Annotated in this window: 20 protein-coding genes; 3 read left to right on the top strand and 17 right to left on the bottom strand. The window is 57.3% G+C overall.

Going from position 1 to position 16333, the window contains the following annotated elements; genetic code table 11:
- Positions 1–63: 63 nt before the first annotated feature.
- Together rplL and rplJ are read right to left on the bottom strand one after the other, a co-directional pair.
- The gene (gene rplL / locus ABLN87_RS09000) at positions 64–441 is read right to left on the bottom strand and encodes a 50S ribosomal protein L7/L12 (RefSeq protein ID WP_353009219.1); all 378 of its coding nucleotides are present in this window, start codon (positions 439–441) and stop codon (positions 64–66) included.
- 79 nt (positions 442–520) lie between these two features.
- Positions 521–1039, bottom strand: coding sequence for a 50S ribosomal protein L10 (rplJ, locus tag ABLN87_RS08995; protein ID WP_170533156.1), 519 nt, complete (start codon positions 1037–1039; stop codon positions 521–523).
- 411 nt (positions 1040–1450) lie between these two features.
- On the opposite strand from rplJ, the gene ABLN87_RS08990 reads away from it, so the two are divergent.
- Positions 1451–2410 carry an aminoglycoside phosphotransferase family protein gene (locus ABLN87_RS08990; RefSeq protein ID WP_353009216.1) on the top strand — a complete coding sequence of 320 codons (960 nt, stop codon included), beginning with the start codon at positions 1451–1453 and terminating at the stop codon, positions 2408–2410.
- A gap of 65 nt (positions 2411–2475) precedes the next feature.
- Here ABLN87_RS08990 and rplA read toward each other — a convergent pair whose 3' ends face one another.
- The 10 genes from rplA to ABLN87_RS08940 form a co-directional block, all read right to left on the bottom strand.
- Positions 2476–3174, bottom strand: coding sequence for a 50S ribosomal protein L1 (gene rplA, locus ABLN87_RS08985; protein WP_353009213.1), 699 nt, complete (start codon positions 3172–3174; stop codon positions 2476–2478).
- 1 nt (position 3175) lies between these two features.
- A complete protein-coding gene (gene rplK, locus ABLN87_RS08980; protein ID WP_010440985.1) occupies positions 3176–3625 on the bottom strand; it encodes a 50S ribosomal protein L11 in 450 nt (149 codons plus the stop codon).
- A 238-nt stretch (positions 3626–3863) separates the two neighbouring features.
- Positions 3864–4682: a DUF2189 domain-containing protein gene (locus ABLN87_RS08975; RefSeq protein ID WP_353009211.1), complete on the bottom strand. Its 819-nt coding sequence runs from the start codon at positions 4680–4682 to the stop codon at positions 3864–3866.
- A gap of 205 nt (positions 4683–4887) precedes the next feature.
- Entirely contained in the window at positions 4888–5421 is a 534-nt protein-coding gene (nusG, locus tag ABLN87_RS08970) for a transcription termination/antitermination protein NusG (RefSeq protein ID WP_170533167.1), read from the bottom strand.
- Positions 5422–5613: 192 nt separating this feature from the next.
- Entirely contained in the window at positions 5614–5811 is a 198-nt protein-coding gene (secE, locus tag ABLN87_RS08965) for a preprotein translocase subunit SecE (RefSeq protein ID WP_170533170.1), read from the bottom strand.
- 101 nt (positions 5812–5912) lie between these two features.
- On the bottom strand, positions 5913–6071 hold the full coding sequence (ccoS, locus tag ABLN87_RS08960) for a cbb3-type cytochrome oxidase assembly protein CcoS (protein WP_353009207.1): 159 nt from the start codon (positions 6069–6071) through the stop codon (positions 5913–5915).
- 6 nt (positions 6072–6077) lie between these two features.
- Entirely contained in the window at positions 6078–8243 is a 2166-nt protein-coding gene (locus ABLN87_RS08955; protein WP_417750391.1) for a heavy metal translocating P-type ATPase, read from the bottom strand.
- A gap of 16 nt (positions 8244–8259) precedes the next feature.
- Positions 8260–8718 (bottom strand): FixH family protein, encoded by a 459-nt coding sequence (locus tag ABLN87_RS08950; RefSeq protein ID WP_353009202.1) that lies wholly within the window; start codon positions 8716–8718, stop codon positions 8260–8262.
- Positions 8719–8720: 2 nt separating this feature from the next.
- Complete coding sequence (ccoG, locus tag ABLN87_RS08945; RefSeq protein ID WP_353009200.1) at positions 8721–10148, bottom strand: cytochrome c oxidase accessory protein CcoG; 1428 nt, start codon at positions 10146–10148, stop codon at positions 8721–8723.
- 100 nt (positions 10149–10248) lie between these two features.
- Entirely contained in the window at positions 10249–11127 is an 879-nt protein-coding gene (locus ABLN87_RS08940; protein WP_353009198.1) for a LysR family transcriptional regulator, read from the bottom strand.
- Between the two features lie 101 nt (positions 11128–11228).
- Here ABLN87_RS08940 and ABLN87_RS08935 point away from each other — a divergent pair, with 101 nt between their 5' ends.
- Positions 11229–11387 (top strand): hypothetical protein, encoded by a 159-nt coding sequence (locus ABLN87_RS08935; RefSeq protein ID WP_353009195.1) that lies wholly within the window; start codon positions 11229–11231, stop codon positions 11385–11387.
- Between the two features lie 150 nt (positions 11388–11537).
- On the opposite strand, the gene ccoP is transcribed toward ABLN87_RS08935, so the two are convergent.
- The 4 genes from ccoP to ccoN are packed head-to-tail and all read right to left on the bottom strand — an operon-like array spanning position 11538 to position 14967.
- Positions 11538–12401 (bottom strand): cytochrome-c oxidase, cbb3-type subunit III, encoded by an 864-nt coding sequence (ccoP, locus tag ABLN87_RS08930; RefSeq protein WP_353009192.1) that lies wholly within the window; start codon positions 12399–12401, stop codon positions 11538–11540.
- A complete protein-coding gene (locus ABLN87_RS08925; protein WP_353009189.1) occupies positions 12398–12604 on the bottom strand; it encodes a cbb3-type cytochrome c oxidase subunit 3 in 207 nt (68 codons plus the stop codon). Before ABLN87_RS08925 ends, ccoP begins: the two co-directional genes overlap by 4 nt.
- Positions 12605–12616: 12 nt before the next feature.
- Positions 12617–13345, bottom strand: a complete 729-nt coding sequence (gene ccoO, locus ABLN87_RS08920) for a cytochrome-c oxidase, cbb3-type subunit II (protein WP_170533196.1) — start codon at positions 13343–13345, stop codon at positions 12617–12619.
- A gap of 14 nt (positions 13346–13359) precedes the next feature.
- Positions 13360–14967, bottom strand: coding sequence for a cytochrome-c oxidase, cbb3-type subunit I (gene ccoN / locus ABLN87_RS08915; protein ID WP_353009184.1), 1608 nt, complete (start codon positions 14965–14967; stop codon positions 13360–13362).
- Positions 14968–15159: 192 nt separating this feature from the next.
- On the opposite strand from ccoN, the gene ABLN87_RS08910 reads away from it, so the two are divergent.
- Positions 15160–15999, top strand: coding sequence for a universal stress protein (locus ABLN87_RS08910; protein ID WP_353009181.1), 840 nt, complete (start codon positions 15160–15162; stop codon positions 15997–15999).
- Between the two features lie 46 nt (positions 16000–16045).
- Here the strand turns inward: ABLN87_RS08910 and ABLN87_RS08905 are convergent, their stop codons facing one another.
- Positions 16046–16276, bottom strand: coding sequence for a GlsB/YeaQ/YmgE family stress response membrane protein (locus ABLN87_RS08905; protein ID WP_417750392.1), 231 nt, complete (start codon positions 16274–16276; stop codon positions 16046–16048).
- Positions 16277–16333 lie beyond the last annotated feature (57 nt).

The following is a 16333-nucleotide window of genomic DNA, read 5'->3' as shown; positions in this document are numbered from 1 at the left end:
ACCCGGATTTCTCCGGACCCAGCCAAATTTCCAGGCACATCAGAGATGCGCCAGCGGACTGACTTAGGCCAGTTCGACCTCGGCGCCAGCTGCTTCCAGCTTGCCTTTGATCTCTTCGGCTTCGGCTTTGTCCACGCCTTCTTTGATCTTGCCGCCAGCTTCGACCAGCTCTTTGGCTTCTTTCAGGCCCAGACCGGTGATGCCGCGAACTTCTTTGATCACGTTGATTTTCGAAGCGCCGGCGTTCTTCAGAACGACGTCGAATTCGGTTTTTTCTTCCTCAGCTGCGCCGCCGGCATCGCCAGCTGCGCCTGCGACCATAACGGCGCCGCCAGCTGCGGGCTCGATGCCGTATTCGTCTTTGAGGATGGTTTTCAGTTCTTGTGCTTCCAGCAGGGTCAGACCCACGATGCTTTCTGCGAGTGCTTTCAGATCAGCCATTGTATCAGCTCTTTCCGTTTACAGTGTGTGTTCCAACGTCAGGGAGTTTCCCCTACGCAGATCATTCAGTGCCAACCGCTTACGCAGCTTCCGCCTTCTCTTCGATGGTGGAAAGGATGCTTGCGATGTTGCTTGCAGGTGCGCCAATTGCACCGGCGATGTTCGAAGCAGGCGCGCCAAGCATACCAGCGATCGTAGCAATAAGCTCTTCACGCGACGGCATTTTCGACACGGCTGTAACACCAGCCCGGTCCAGAGCGTTCTCACCCATTGCACCGCCAAGAATTTCGAACTTTTGGTTCTCTTTGGCGTAGTCCTCGGCCACTTTGGCAGCTGCCACAGGGTCCTCGGAATAGGTCAGAACGGTCATCCCTGTCAGCAGGTCGGCCATGTTTTCACACGGCTTACCCTCAAGGGCGATTTTGGCGAGCCTGTTCTTGGCAACACGCACGGAACCACCCGCGTCACGAGCACGTGCGCGAAGGTCCTGCATCTCGGCAACTGTCAGACCGGCGTAATGGGCAACCACTACGACGCCAGAGCTTTCGAAGATTTGGCCGAGTTCCTCGACCACTTTCTCTTTCTGGGCTCTATCCACAGTTCTCTCCAAGTTAGGGGCGATACCTCACCCCGGCTCATATTTGCCGCGGGCAAGCCCTCGGCGTTCAGGTCCGTTGTTACGGGATTGGCCAAAATGCGCCCGAGGATGGGACCCTCAGAATTCTTTGGTCTTACCCGTCTCAGGCAGGAAATTAAGGAGTCAGATGACACCACCCACCGTCTTGGACGAAACGAAAGAAAGCGCACGACGAATCGCACGCTTTGTTCCGCAGGTCTACTTAGGGCAGACGCGCCCAGTTTCCAAGAGGTAAATTGCACGTCCGCGCAATCAATCGCGCCTATCGTTAGCCTCTGCCACCTACGCTCGAACCATTGACACAGGACTGACGCTCTTGTCTTGTCGGATGCGCCGAACACGCTCAGACAAACAACGCATAAACGCCAGACCATGCCGACACTCACGATTTCCGAATACGACATGGCATCGGGCTTCGCCAGTGAGTTTGCTCGACACCAACTAAACGACCGCATCACCGGTTTGGAATGCGTCTATCGCTCGCACGGGTTTCCCGGATCCCGGCTGGTGATGAAGGTCGAAACACCAGGTCAAGACTTTGCCCTCAAGATCGATACCATCTCGCCTGAATCGGGGCGTCTGGGCAGAGAGTTCGAAACGCTAGGTCGGGTTTTCGACCATTTCAAAGGACACGAATCCGGCCGCGTCGTGCGACCTGTCTATTTGGACCCCGGTGGCGCTTACATGGTGACGGAATATGTCGACCGGCCCACAGCTGTCGATGTGATCTATAACAGCGACGATGACAAACAGGTTGCGCAGGTCTATCGCCGGGCCGGAGCCTGGCTGCATCATCTTCACAGCCTGCAGAACCCAGTTCAATACGCGTTCCGGCCCCGCTGGATGACTGACAACATCCGCGAATTGTCAGCCTTGGTCCCGGATCATATCACTCCGATCAGCCAACCCATGGTGGACACGTTTCTGGCCGAAGCCGCACGGCTGCGAAACCGGCCTGATCTGCGCGTATTCTCGCACGGGGATTTCCATGGCCTCAACCTGATCATGGGTCAGGGCACCACCATCGGCCTAGACTTCACCGAAGCGCGCGACAAGCTGGCCGTCTACGACATCGTCGATTTTGTGAAAGCCGACATCTTTCGCGGCGCCACTCAGGAGGAGGTTGACCGGAGCGGTATGCTCAAGATTAACAAACAGATGTTCTTCAAACTCTACCGCCACCCAATCGACACCGAGATCCTGGATTGCTGCCTGCGTGGCCGCCTGCTGAAGGACTGGCTACGCCTCTGGCGGCCAGACTTCATTTGCAGCCAGTTTGAAGAGCGCAAGCGCGACCTGTTAGAAGCGCGCCTGAAACAGATATTCCTGTAGCAGACAAAAAACCCGGGCAGTTCGCACCACCCGGGTCTTGTTACTAGTGGCTGGATGCCTAGGGTTTATTCGCCCGATGCAGCTGCCACATCCAGTGTCACACCGGGGCCCATGGTCGAGCTCAGCGCGATTTTCTTCATGTAGGTGCCTTTGGCGCCCGACGGCTTGGCTTTTGCAACGGCCGAGATGAAGGCACGGACGTTTTCGACCAGTTTGGCTTCTTCGAACGACGCTTTGCCAACACCGGCGTGCACAACGCCGCCTTTCTCCGCTTTGAACTGAACTTCACCACCCTTGGCTGCTTCCACGGCTGCTTTCACGTCCATGGTCACGGTGCCGACCTTGGGGTTCGGCATCAGGTTGCGAGGGCCCAGAACTTTACCCAGACGGCCAACGATGGGCATCATGTCAGGGGTTGCAATGCAGCGATCGAATTCGATGGTGCCGCCCTGAATGGTTTCCATCAGGTCTTCTGCGCCAACGATATCGGCGCCAGCTTCTTTTGCTTCGTCAGCCTTGGGGCCACGCGCAAAAACAGCAACGCGCATCGCTTTACCGGTGCCGTTCGGCAGGCCAACAACGCCGCGCACCATCTGGTCCGCATGACGGGTGTCGACGCCCAGGTTCAGGGCGATTTCGATGGTCTCGTCGAATTTCGAGGTCGCGTTGCCTTTGACCAGGGAAACAGCTTCTTCAACCGACAGGTTTTCCTTGCCGGCGACAGCTTCGCGCGCAGCGCGTGTACGTTTACCGAGTTTTGCCATCTTACTTCACCTCGATGCCCATAGAGCGGGCCGAGCCCAGGATGATCTGCATTGCGCCTTCGACGTCGTTGGCGTTCAGATCTTTCATTTTGGCTTCGGCGATTTCGCGAACCTGCTTGCTGGTCACGGTTGCCACGGTCTCACGACCTGGGTTCTCCGCGCCACGAGGACGGTTGCGCTTGCCAACCGGCTTCAGACCAGCTGCTTTTTTCAGGTAGTAAGACGCGGGCGGCGTCTTGATGTCCATGGTAAAGGACTTGTCCTGGTAATAGGTGATCACGGTCGGGCACGGAGCGCCGGGCTCCATGTCTGCGGTTTTGGCGTTAAATGCCTTGCAGAATTCCATGATGTTGATGCCGCGCTGACCCAGCGCCGGACCAACTGGAGGCGACGGGTTCGCCTGACCTGCAGGAACCTGCAGTTTCATTGTACCAGCAAGCTTCTTGGCCATTTGGTTTTCCTTTCAACGTAGGTAGGACGCGTCCCACCCGGTTTATGTTGCGTGGTCCGGTTCGGGATCGCGATCCCTGAGACCTCCCACGAGAGAATCTCGCCCGAAGACGATAGAGGCGGCGTTTATAGGGGAATGTATGGGTTGGCAAGTGGGTGGCATCCTGAATTCTCCCCACTTGATCAAACCTAAAGGCAAGTTTTGCTGAGGTGGGTTTCTTTGCCTATTGCAAAGGATCTCATATCTCAGATGGTGACACAGCCCGCTTATAGAGATGCCACGTGGTATGGCCAAGGATCGGCAGAGTAAAGATAAGACCCAGAAATGCCGGAACCAAAGACAACAACATGGTAATCGAAATGATCGCCGCCCAGCCTAACATGACAACGGGGTTCTCGGTGACAACCCGAATGGACGTAAGCATCGCTGAAACAAAATTTGTTTCGCGGTCGAGCAGCAGCGGCATCGCGACGACGGTCACCGAGAACAAAACGGCTGACAGAAAGGCTCCGACGCAAGTACCAATTGCAAGGAAAGTCCAGCCCTGCGGTGTGAAGAATACCGAGTTTATAAACCCGTCGAAGTCAGAGAATGATGCATTTTGCAGGATGATCGCCAGCCAAAGCCTGATTTGGTAGGTCCAGACCCAGAAAATGAACAGCGTAACAAATGCCATCCAGCCCATTTCACGATTGCGTTGATTAGCCATGGTTTCGAGGATGTCAGACCAACCGAAGTCCTCTCCCTTCTCCAGCCGACGGGACATCTCATAGAGCCCGGCTGCAGCGAATGGCGCGACCAGCGGGAAGCCTATGGCTGCGGGAATAATCATCCAGATCTTGCCAAGCCAGACCAGACACCAAACAAACAGGATTCCGAAAACCGCATAGAAAAGGCCAAAGAAACCGCTCATGAGGGGGCGCGCGAGAAAGTCAGAAAACCCCGCTTTGAGCGAAGCTGTGATATCATCCTTTGTTAGACGATTGACCTCGGGCACGTCCTCTTGTTGCGGTGTCAGATTTTTCGGTGATGTGGAACCGTTGGCACTGGGTGCCATCACAAACTCCTCCCAAACCGTAATGTCTGAATGGTCTGCCTATCCAGATGAGCAGACGGCGAGACAGATGACATTACCTTGACAACAAGTTTGCAGCAGATGAGCCTTAGGCACAAGAAGAGTATATAGCAGCCAGATTTGCCCCGCAGCTATCGAATGTCTTGGTGATCTATCTCAGCTCGGGTAGTCGAACCCAGAAGCGACGTTAACTCTGCTTCGTGACCTGCGTGAAGTCCAGCTCGACCGGGGTTTCGCGGCCAAAGATCGAAACAGACACTTTCAGCTTCTGCGCCTCGTCGTCCACGCCTTCGACCATGCCGTCGAAATCCTCGAACGGGCCGTCGTTGACCTTGACCTTCTCGCCCACCTCGAAGGTGATCATCAGCTTGGGCGCTTCTTCACCTTCTTGAACGCGGTTGAGGATCTGGTTGACCTCGGCATCGCGCATCGGCATCGGGCGGCCTTGAGGACCGAGGAAGCCGGTGACGCGGTTGATTGAGTTGATCAGGTGATAGCCCTGATCGGACATTTCCATATGCACCAGCACGTAGCCCGGCATAAACCGGCGCTCGGTGGTGACTTTCTTGCCGCGGCGCACTTCGATCACCTCTTCGGTGGGCACCAGCACTTCGTCGATATCGTCTTCAAGGCCCTGTTCAGCCACCGACGTGCGGATCTGCTCTGCGATCTTCTTTTCGAAATTCGAAAGAACGCTGACCGAGTACCACCGTTTCGCCATGAACCTGTCGTCCTTGTTTAGCTCCGAGGCGGCAAGCCGCGCACCCCGCGTTGAAATTCAATTGCGTGACCCGGAATAAAAAGCGGCGCGCAACCTGATTCGCCGCACGCCCATTCCGAATAGTCATGTCACCTACTCTGACACGCCGTGCTGTGCAAGGGGGCAGTGGTGTTTCCGCCCGCCCAAACTGCCTTAGCTGAACGCGCCCAGCACCAGCTGAAGACCCCCGCGAATGCCCAGATCGACCAGCGCAAAGAAGGCAGCGGTCAGGGCGGCCATGATGAACACCATAACCGTGGTCAACAGCACCTCACGCCGGGTCGGCCAGACGACCTTGGAAACTTCGGCACGGACTTGCTGAATGAACTGGATCGGGTTGGTGGTGGCCATGTGGCTTGGTCTCTCTGCTAGCGGATAGGCCGGACATAGCCGGGCATTGCGGCAATTTCAAGGGCGGTTCGGATCAACTCTGCTTGGTCGATGCGCCGCGGTTACGGCTTGGGCTTGTCGTCCCATTCATCGCTTAGGATGCGGCGGGCATCGCCCTCGGGATCCTCGTACTGGTTCGACCGAACGGTATAGACAAACGCCACCAGACCAACACAGCCCAGAAACAGGGATATTGGGATCAGATAGGCCAGCACTTCCATTCGAGGTTACCTCAGCCGCAGGGCGTTCAGGGATACGGTAATGGACGAGGTCGACATCGCCAAGGCCGCTATCAGTGGCGTCGCCAGACCAGCAACGGCCAGCGGAACCGCAATAACATTATAGACGGTGGCGATGCGGAAGTTTTCCCGAATCCGTTTGGTGGCTTTGACGGCGGTATCGCAAGCGTCCGCGATGGGCGACAGATCGGTGCCCAACAAAACGATGTCCGACGCGACGCGGGCAGCATCCAAGGCAGAGGCCGGAGAGATCGAGACATGCGCGGCAGCCAGTGCCGCCGTGTCGTTCAGGCCATCCCCGACCATCAGCACATGCCGGCCCTGGTCGCTGAGCTCTTGAATACGCCGGGCCTTGTCTTGCGGCAGCGCCTCGGCGATCCAGTTCTGGATGCCCAGCTTGTTGGCCAATGCCTCTACAGCACCTTTGGAATCGCCCGAGATCAGCATGATCTGCTTTCCAGTCCTGGCAAATGCCTTGACCGCCTCTGCCGCTCCGGGCCGTAGGGTGTCTGAGAAGATGAAAGCCTTGGGGGGACTTGATCCGACCGACAGCCACGCTGAAGTCTCGGGCCCTTGCGCGCCACCGACCCAAGCCGCCCGGCCCAGGCGAACCCGCTGACCGCGATACTGCCCTTCGGTGCCGTAACCCGGCACCTCAACGATATCCTTCACCCCGGCGGGTTTGACACCGGCAGCCTGCACTGCCTGTGCCAATGCGACCGATAGCGGATGGGCCGATGCCTCGGCCAGTGCCAGCGCGACTTCCAGATCGGCGCGGGAATGGTCGCCCAGATTGATCAGTTCGGGCGCGCCTGAGGTGAGCGTGCCGGTCTTGTCGAAAACAACCGTGTCGACCTCGGCCAGACGTTCCAGCGCTGTTGCATGTTTGATCAGCATCCCTTTGCGGAACAACCGGCCTGAGGCGGCTGTCGTCACCGCTGGCACAGCCAGCCCCAAGGCACAGGGGCAGGTGATGATCAACACCGCCGCAGCAATGTTCAATGCAGTGCGCAGATCGCCGGAATAGATATACCACCCCAAAAAGCTGAGCGCAGAAAGGATGTGAACCCCCGGCGCATAAAGCTTGGCAGCCTTATCGGCCAGCGACGTGTACCGAGACCGACCGGATTCTGCGATCGCTACCAGATCGGCCATGCGGTGGAGTGAAGTGTCTTCGCCCACGGCGGTGACTTGAATGGTCAGCGGGCCGGTTAGGTTGACCTCGCCCGCGCTAACGGTTTGACCTGCTTCGGCAAATACCGGCAAGGTTTCACCGGTCAGCAAAGAGCGGTCTAATTCGGACTGGCCCGAGACGATCTGACCATCCACCGGCATGCGCCCACCGGGGCGAACCAAGATCAGATCACCAACGATCAAATCGGAAACGGCAACCTCTTCCTCGGACCCATCGATGACGCGAATGGCGCGAGGCACCTCAAGCGCGGTCAACTCTTCAGCTGCCGAGCGCGCCGCTGCCCTGGTTCGGTAGTCCAGATACCGTCCGGCCAGCAGGAAAAAGGTCAGCGTCAGCGCAGCATCAAAATAAGCATGCTCACCGCTCAGCGCGGTTTCCCAAACCGACGTGACCAAGGCCAGCAGGATCGCCAGTACAATCGGCACATCCATGTTCAGGCGTCGGACGCGCAGGGCGCTCCAGGCGTTGGCAAAGAAGGGCTGTGCCGAAAAGGCAATGGCTGGCAAGGCGATGGCAGCAGAAATCCAGTGGAACATGTCGCGCGTCGCATCGGCGGCACCTGACCAGACCGATACGGACAGCAGCATGACATTCATCGAAGCAAAACCGGCCACCGCCAGCCGCATCAACAGATCCCGACCCGCCTTATCCGCGCTGGTTGCAGACAGGGCACCGGAGTCCAGCTCATGCGCCTCATATCCGGCGCGTTCCAGAACCGGGATCAGGTCTGCGGCCCGCGTCTCGGGCGCGGCTTTGATCATCGCGCGTTTGAGAGTCAGGTTGACGCGCGCATCCTCGACCCCGGGATGTGCGTTCAATGCACGCTCGACATTCGCGATACAGGCCGAACAGTGAATGCTTGGTAATGACAGCGCAATCTGTACATCCTCGGGGATCGGGCGCGCCGGTTCAGCCGGGGTTGCGATGCACCCGGGACAAGCTGCCGCACCAGAAGGCATTTGCGCCGTCACACTGTCAGCCTTTCACGTAGAGTGGAACGCGCTGAGCAAACTCAGCGCCCGCATGATCGCGGGCCACCAGCCGGATATTCCAGTTTCCCTTACCCAAAGCAGCCGGTGTCGCGTAGGCGATGCCATCAAAGGTGAACTCGGGCGAGAAATCATCCTTTACATGGGTTGCTCGGCCCACGACGGCCTGCAATTCTGCAACCTGAACCGGCGCACCGGTCGCATCAGTAATGTGCAGGATCAGCAGACCGCCTTTGGTCTCGGCCCGAACCTCCCACCCCAAGGCTCGCTGTTCTTGCAGGCGTTCGTTGAAGTTCTGGCTGGCGACGTAGGAGTTCTTTACCTCCAACCCCGGAAAGGTTTTCACCGCGCTATAGGCCAACAGCAGGTTGACTGAGATGATGACTGTGAAGGCACCCACAAATATGGCCAGTGCATGTTTTCCCGTGAACTTACGCTCTGTCATGATCAATTTCCTCGTCCATTGAACGTGGTGTCTTTGTAAGCACGCTCGCCGTTGGTGATGTCCTCGACCCAAATCCGAACCGGCGTTGTGTCCGCACCAGCGGGGCCGGTGTCACCCGAAGCCACGATATAAACCCGAACCAGCTGTGCCGTATCAGCCGTCACATTTACAGTATGCAGGTTTGTGCCCTCAATCTCCATCCGCATGCTTGGGTCGCCAGCAAGTGACAGGCTGAACAACCGATCCTCGCCATGTTTGTTGCGCAAGCGCACATCATAGGTGTTGCGAATGGTGCCATCAGACAATGTCACAAAGGTCGGGTTGCGGACAGGAGCAACGGTCAGATCAATATCGGACCGGATGAACAGGGCAAAGAGAAGCGCGAAGCCAACCGCAGACCAAAGTGACGTGTACATAATGGTGCGCGGGCGCAAGATATGTTTCCAGACACTCTTTGGGGGATGGCCCGCACGTTCGCGAGACTCATCGCTCAGTGCCATATAGTCGATCAAACCACGCGGCTTGCCGATCTTAGCCATCATGTCGTCGCAGGCATCGATGCAGAGCGCGCAGGTGATGCATTCCAACTGCTGACCATCGCGGATATCGATGCCAACAGGGCAGACATTCACACAGGCCATGCAGTCGATGCAATCGCCCAACTCGGAGTCAGCCGTGCGCTTGCCCTTGCCGCGCGGCTCACCGCGCCATTCTCGATAGCCAACGACCAGAGTATCCTCGTCCATCATCGCCGCCTGAATGCGCGGCCAGGGGCAGGCATAGATACAAATCTGTTCGCGCGCGAAGCCGCCGAACAGGAAGGTTGTGCCGGTCAGGATCAACACGGTTGTGTAAGCCACCGGGTGCGCATTGCCGGTCACCAGATCGCGCAGCAGAGTTGGTGCATCGGCGAAATAGAAAACCCAAGCGCCGCCCGTCAGCAAACCGATCAGGAACCAAGACACCCATTTGGTCAGGCGCAGGCGTGCTTTGCGAAAATCCAGCTTCTCTTGCCGATGCAGCCGCAAGCGCGCGTTCCGGTCGCCCTCGATCCAGCGTTCGACCAGAATGAACAGGTCGGTCCACACGGTTTGCGGGCAGGCATAACCGCACCAGACTCGACCCAAGGCCGAGGTGAACAGGAACAGTCCAAGCCCAGCCATGATCAGCAGGCCCGCGACAAAATAGAATTCATGCGGCCAGATCTCGATCCAGAAGAAATAGAAGCGCCGGTTGGCCAAATCCAGCAGCACCGCCTGATCCGGCAAACTGGGGCCACGATCCCACCGGATCCACGGGGTTAAATAGTAGATCCCCAAGGTCACGATCAGGATGATCCATTTCAGGTTGCGGAATGGTCCGGATACGCGCCGCGGAAAGATAGGTTCTCGTGCGGCATATAAGCTGGGGGCGGGGTCGGAATCGCTCACTGGCTGGCTCCAAGAATTGGCACTTTGGCTCGCGTGTTTTCTCAGATCACGTCGGTGCAAACTTTGACATGGGTCAAAACGCGCATCGAGCAATCATCTTTTATTGAGCTGCGCCAGCTTGTCGCTTCAACCACCGAACAAAGGTCTTCACAGCCGGTCTAAGCGGTGTTTTTGCCGTTAAAACATGGTATCCGCTACTTTCTGGCTCGGCATAGAGCTCGACCAGGCGCCCGGCGCGGATATCCTGTTCGACGAAATGTCGCACCGTGGCCGTCACTCCTTGCCCGGCGCGAAGACCATCTAATAGCAGATTGCCTGGCAAAGATAAACGACCCGCCAACGGGGGATGATCTACACCCCGTTTGGCCAGCCAATTGCTGGCCTCGGTGGTGCCAAGTTCTTCCAGCCAAGGCAACTGGCTCAGCTCTTCCGGCGTCCACTTGGCTTTGCCCCCTAACAAAACAGGCGCTGCCACGACAACAAAAGGTGTTTTTAGCAACATCTCAACATCAACTCCCGGCCACCCTCCAGCGCCGTACCGGATTGCGACATCAACCCCGCCGGGCACAAGGGTGACGAGATGTGGTGAAGGGTCGATAGCCAGGTTGATATCAGGGTACTCGGCCTGAAACGCGGGCAAGCGTGGCATCAACCACGATGCGGCGAATGAAGGTGTCAAAGACACATGAACCGGGCGCGCCTCGCCCGACCGCATCAGATCTTCTACAACAGCACTGATTGATCCAAACCCAAGCTGCAGGGCGCGGGCCAGATGCTCGCCTTCGGCAGTCAGGGTCAACACCTTCCCAGTGCGATCTAAAAGCGCAACACCAAGGTGTTTTTCAAGCACACGAAGCTGTTGGCTGATTGCCGCATGACTGACGTTCAACGCGGCACCGGCATCGCTCACATTCCGCCTTTCAGCAAAGGCTGCAAAAGCCCTGAGTGAGGCCATCGGAGGAAGAGAAAGCCAATCCATATGTAACCCATACTTACATGTTGGAATGGTAATTGAGTGGCATTCAGGGCGTCAAAGGTCAATCTCTATTGTCAGAAATGCTTCTGCACAGGAGAGAAACCATGCTAGATGTTCTTGCCCGTTCTTATATGACTGCGACCCGAATAGACACACCGCGCATCCAAGACGTTCCAAAGCAGGGCGACCGCAAACGTCACTGGCTGCCAGAAAGTCACTGGTGGATCAAGAACCCGCGCGATGTGGATCTGGGCAATCTTTGATGCGCGCAAAGACAAGGTGTACGAACCGCTGCCAAGGACAACCTTATTCATAATATACAGGCACCGGCTGCCCAGGAAACGCGCGAACAGATCGAGCAGCCGGTGCCTGAACCTGCGGGCAGCGAACTGCCTGCAGGTATTCTTGTAGGCTTACTGACCGCCACCCAGCTGGTGGACATAGGCCGTGACCGCACGGATCTGAGCTTCGGTCAGGCGGGTATCCCAAGGCGGCATCACGCCAAATCGGCTGTAGGTTACCGTTTCGGTCAAAGCCTCCTCACTTCCGCCATAGAGCCAGATCGCATCAGTCAGGTTCGGGGCCCCTTGGAAAACATCCCCCTGACCATTCTCACCATGACAGGCCGAGCAATTGTCTTCGAACACCACCTTGCCAGCTTGCGCCGCCGCTTCGTCGGTTTGCGCGTTGGTCAGAGACATGACGTATTGAACCACCTGTGTGATCTCCTCCTTTTCAAGGATCTCACCAAAGGCTGGCATCTCGGACCAGCGGGTATCATCACTTTCCTCGCTGCGGATGCCGTAGCTGACTGTGGTTTCGATGTCTTCCAGCGTTCCGCCCCACAGCCACGCGTCATCCAGCAGGTTCGGGAAGCCCGGAGCGCCCTGCGCACCGGAACCGTGACACTGTGCACACCAGGTGCGGAACACTGCGCTGCCCGCGTTGACAGCATATTGCTGTAACTCGGGATCCCCGGAGATGTCCTGCAGCGGGGTTTCCACCAGCTTCGCGTTCCAGGGCGCGTTGGCCTCTTCGAACGCAACCAGTTCCTTCTGCACTTCTTCGCGGGATGACCAACCCATGACGCCTGCGGTGGCGGATTGAACCAGTGGCCATGCCGGATACATGATCGTGTAGATCACGCCCCAGACGATCGTGGCATAGAAGGTCCACAGCCACCAGCGCGGCATCGGGTTGTCAAACTCTTCGATTCCATCCCAGGTATGGCCGGTTGTATTTGGATCACCCGGCTGTTTATCAGGTGTCTTGTTCATTGCCGCGCCTCCTTGGATGTGGCGGGTTCGTCTTGCTGCGGTGCAGGTGCATCGGCGTGCCGGAAGGGGATGTTTGCGGTGTCCTTGTATTCCTTGCTGGCGCCGGGACGGAAAACCCAGATCACGATGCCAATGAAGAAGGCAAAGAGCAGCAATAGCATCCAGCTATCCGCGAATTGCCGTAGGAGTGTGTATTCTTCCATCCTACCCTCCTGTTACCGATTTGCTTCTGGGGTGAAGGTCGAGAAATCGACCAGCGTACCCAGCATCTGCAGATAGGCGATCAGCGCATCAGCCTCGGTCAGTTCGGGCTGACCATCGAAGTTACGCACGTTGACCTTGTCGCCATAACGCTCCAGCAACCCGTCAAAATCACTGTCTGGATCGGCCTGAGCGCGGAAGTCCGCCACTGCGTTCTCCAACATCTCTTCGGTGTAGGGTGTTCCAACAACAGCGTTCACCGCCATGATGTCACCAATGTATTCACCGTCGATCTTGCGGTTTTCAAGGAAACCGTATTTCGGCATCACAGATTCCGGCACCACCGACTGTGCATCGCGCAGGTGGCGCACATGCCAGTCATCCGAGTAACGGCCGCCCACACGGGCCAGATCAGGCCCGGTGCGCTTCGACCCCCATTGGAACGGATGGTCATACATCGACTCGGCCGCCAGCGAGTAATGGCCATAGCGTTCGACCTCGTCCCGCATGGGGCGGATCATCTGGCTGTGGCAGACATAGCAGCCTTCGCGGATGTAGATCTCACGCCCTGCCATCTCGAGCGGGGTGTAAGGGCGCATGCCCTCTACCTTTTCGATGGTGTTCTCAAGATAGAACAAGGGGGTGATCTGAACGATGCCACCGATGGTTACGACCAGAAAGCTAAAGATCAGCAGGAGGGTCGCGTTGGTTTCGAGGATCTTATGTTTGTCAAGAATTGCCATTGCTCCGGCCTCCTTTATTCAGCCGGGACTGCGACGGTCAGGTTGGCCTCACGGGCCGGCGCTTTCCGCACAGTCATCCACAGGTTGTAGCACATGATCAGTGAACCAGTGAGGAACAGGACCCCACCCAAACCGCGAACCACATACATCGGGAACTTGGCGGCTACGGTGTCAGCGAACGAGTTCACCAGGAAGCCATTGGCATCCACTTCGCGCCACATCAGGCCTTCCATGATACCGGTGACCCACATCGACGCGGCGTAGAGCACGATGCCGATGGTGGCGAGCCAGAAGTGCCAGCTGACCATCTGCAGCGAATACAGACGCTCACGCTTCCACAGGACAGGAACCAGAAAGTACAGCGCCCCAAAGGTGATCATGCCGTTCCAGCCCAACGCGCCCGAATGCACGTGACCAATGGTCCAGTCGGTATAGTGGCTAAGGCTGTTCACCGCACGGATCGACATCATCGGTCCCTCGAACGTGGACATGCCGTAGAAGCCGACCGAGATAACCATCATACGGATGATCGGATCGGTGCGCAGCTTGTCCCATGCGCCCGACAGGGTCATCAGACCGTTGATCATACCACCCCAGGACGGCATCCACAGGACGATCGAGAACACCATGCCCAGCGTCGAGGCCCAATCAGGCAGCGCGGTATAGTGCAGATGGTGCGGACCGGCCCAGATGTACAGAAAGATCAGCGCCCAGAAGTGGATGATCGACAGCTTGTAGCTGAAGACCGGACGTTCGGCCTGTTTCGGGATGAAGTAGTACATCATGCCCAGGAAACCCGCGGTCAGGAAGAAACCCACAGCGTTGTGGCCATACCACCACTGGATCATGGCATCTTGCACGCCAGACCATACGATGACCGATTTCGAGCCCCAGATGCTGACCGGGATGGTCATGTTGTTGACCAGGTGCAGCATGGCGACGGTCACGATGAACGCCAGATAGAACCAGTTGGCCACATAGATGTGGGGCTCTTTCCGCTTGATGATCGTGCCCAGATAGACCGCCAGATAGGCGACCCAGATGATTGTCAGCCACAGGTCAACATACCATTCCGGCTCGGCGTATTCCTTGGACTGCGTTCCGCCCAGAACATAGCCAGTTGCGGCCAGCACGATGAACAGCTGATAGCCCCAGAACACGAACCACGCGAGGTTTCCACCCCACAGCCGCGCGGCACTGGTGCGCTGAACCACATAGAACGAGGTTGCGATCAACGCGTTGCCCCCAAAGGCAAAAATCACCGCCGAGGTGTGCAGCGGACGCAGACGACCAAAGTTCAGATAGCCCTGCGCCCATTCAAAGTTGAGCGTTGGAAAGGCCAGCTGGAACGCAATAAAGGTTCCTGCAAGGAACCCAACAACACCCCAGAAGGCTGTTGCGATCACGCCATAGCGGATCACGTCATCCATGTATTCGCCCGAGCGATCTACAAGAATATCTGGCTCATCCGTGTTTCGAAGCGTCCAGATGAACAATCCCGCGGCGATGACCATCACCAGAATCGCATGCACCTGATACGCCAAATCCCGTGCGTAATTTGACCCTATGGCAGCAAACACCACCAAAAGGCCAAGCACGATCAGCTTGATGTAATTCGACATATTGCGTCCCTTTACCCTGCTCTGCCCGATTTACATGCCGCGCAGAACCTTTTTGACTGCTTGATGTAATGTCGAATGATGGTCCCGACTGCTTTGATCTGAGTCAAGACAACCCGCCGTTTTCTGTGACACCCATAATAGGTGAATGGGCGTCTACTGATACCGAACCCGCGCCCGGAAGATGAGGTCGACATGGCTTATAAATCTATTCTCACCATCATGACTGAAACAAAGTTGGCCCAGCCTGCACTTGCCCAGACCGCCGTTCTGGCCGAAGCGCAGGATGGTCATGCCGAGGCCCTGTGCCTGGGTGTTGATCGCAGCCAAACCGGCTATTATTACGCTGGCGCAAATGCGTTGATCCTTCAGGAAACACTCAGCCGGGCCAATGCGGATGCCGATGAAGTTCTGGCGTTTGCAAAGGATTATCTGAAAAAGACATCTGCACGCTGGTCAGCCGAAAGTGGCGTTGCCCAGATTGCCGATATTGGCCGCCACGTCGCGCACCGCGCCCGTTTCTCAGACCTCGTCGTTCTCCCTCAACCCTATGGCGAGGAGTGCGGGGCTGAAGCAGAGCCCATCATCGAGGCTGCGATGTTCGAAGGCCACGCCCCGGTACTGGTTGTCCCGGGCAAGGACAACCCTGTCGCTGCACCCCAGAATATCATGATTGCCTGGAACGAAAGTGTCGAAGCGATGCACGCCGTTCGACGCGCTTTGCCGCTCCTAATACAAGCTGAATTGGCGCGCATCGTTGTAATCGACCCGCCCCGCCACGGGCCCGACCGGTCGGATCCAGGTGGCGGCTTATCGCAGATGCTGGCACGGCACGGCGTGAAATGTGAAATCGAAGTACTCAGCAAAACCATGACCCGTGTGTCCGACATTCTGAACCGGCATGCGACCGACACAGAATCGGACATGATTGTCATGGGGGCCTATGGCCATTCGCGTTTTCGCGAGGCGATATTGGGCGGGGCAACGCGCAATATGCTCGAGCAGTCTGTGGTGCCGGTTTTTTTGGCCCACTAAACAGGGTTTGCACTGTGGAAGCTGCCTGTCTGGGCAGCTTCCTTGATCATCCGCGCCGCACCAAACCGATCAGGAACAGCAATATCACCGCGCCAATTGTGGCAGCGAAGATAGACGAGAACACGCCTCCGCCTACGGAAAAGCCCAGCGCCGGGAATATCAGACCGGCAACAAAAGCGCCGACTATGCCGACGACGATGTTCCCGAACAGGCCAAAGCCACGGCCTTCCATGATTTTGCCTGACAACCATCCTGCGATTGCGCCGATTGCAACCATCGCCAATACACTGCTGAATTCCACGGTGTTCTCCTTAACACTGGCGCGCGGCCGTTT

This window comes from Ruegeria sp. SCP10 (genome assembly GCF_040329495.1).
GTDB lineage: Bacteria > Pseudomonadota > Alphaproteobacteria > Rhodobacterales > Rhodobacteraceae > Ruegeria.
The sequence above is the reverse complement of the archived record's forward strand: the minus strand, read 5'-3'. Positions and strand labels throughout refer to the sequence as shown.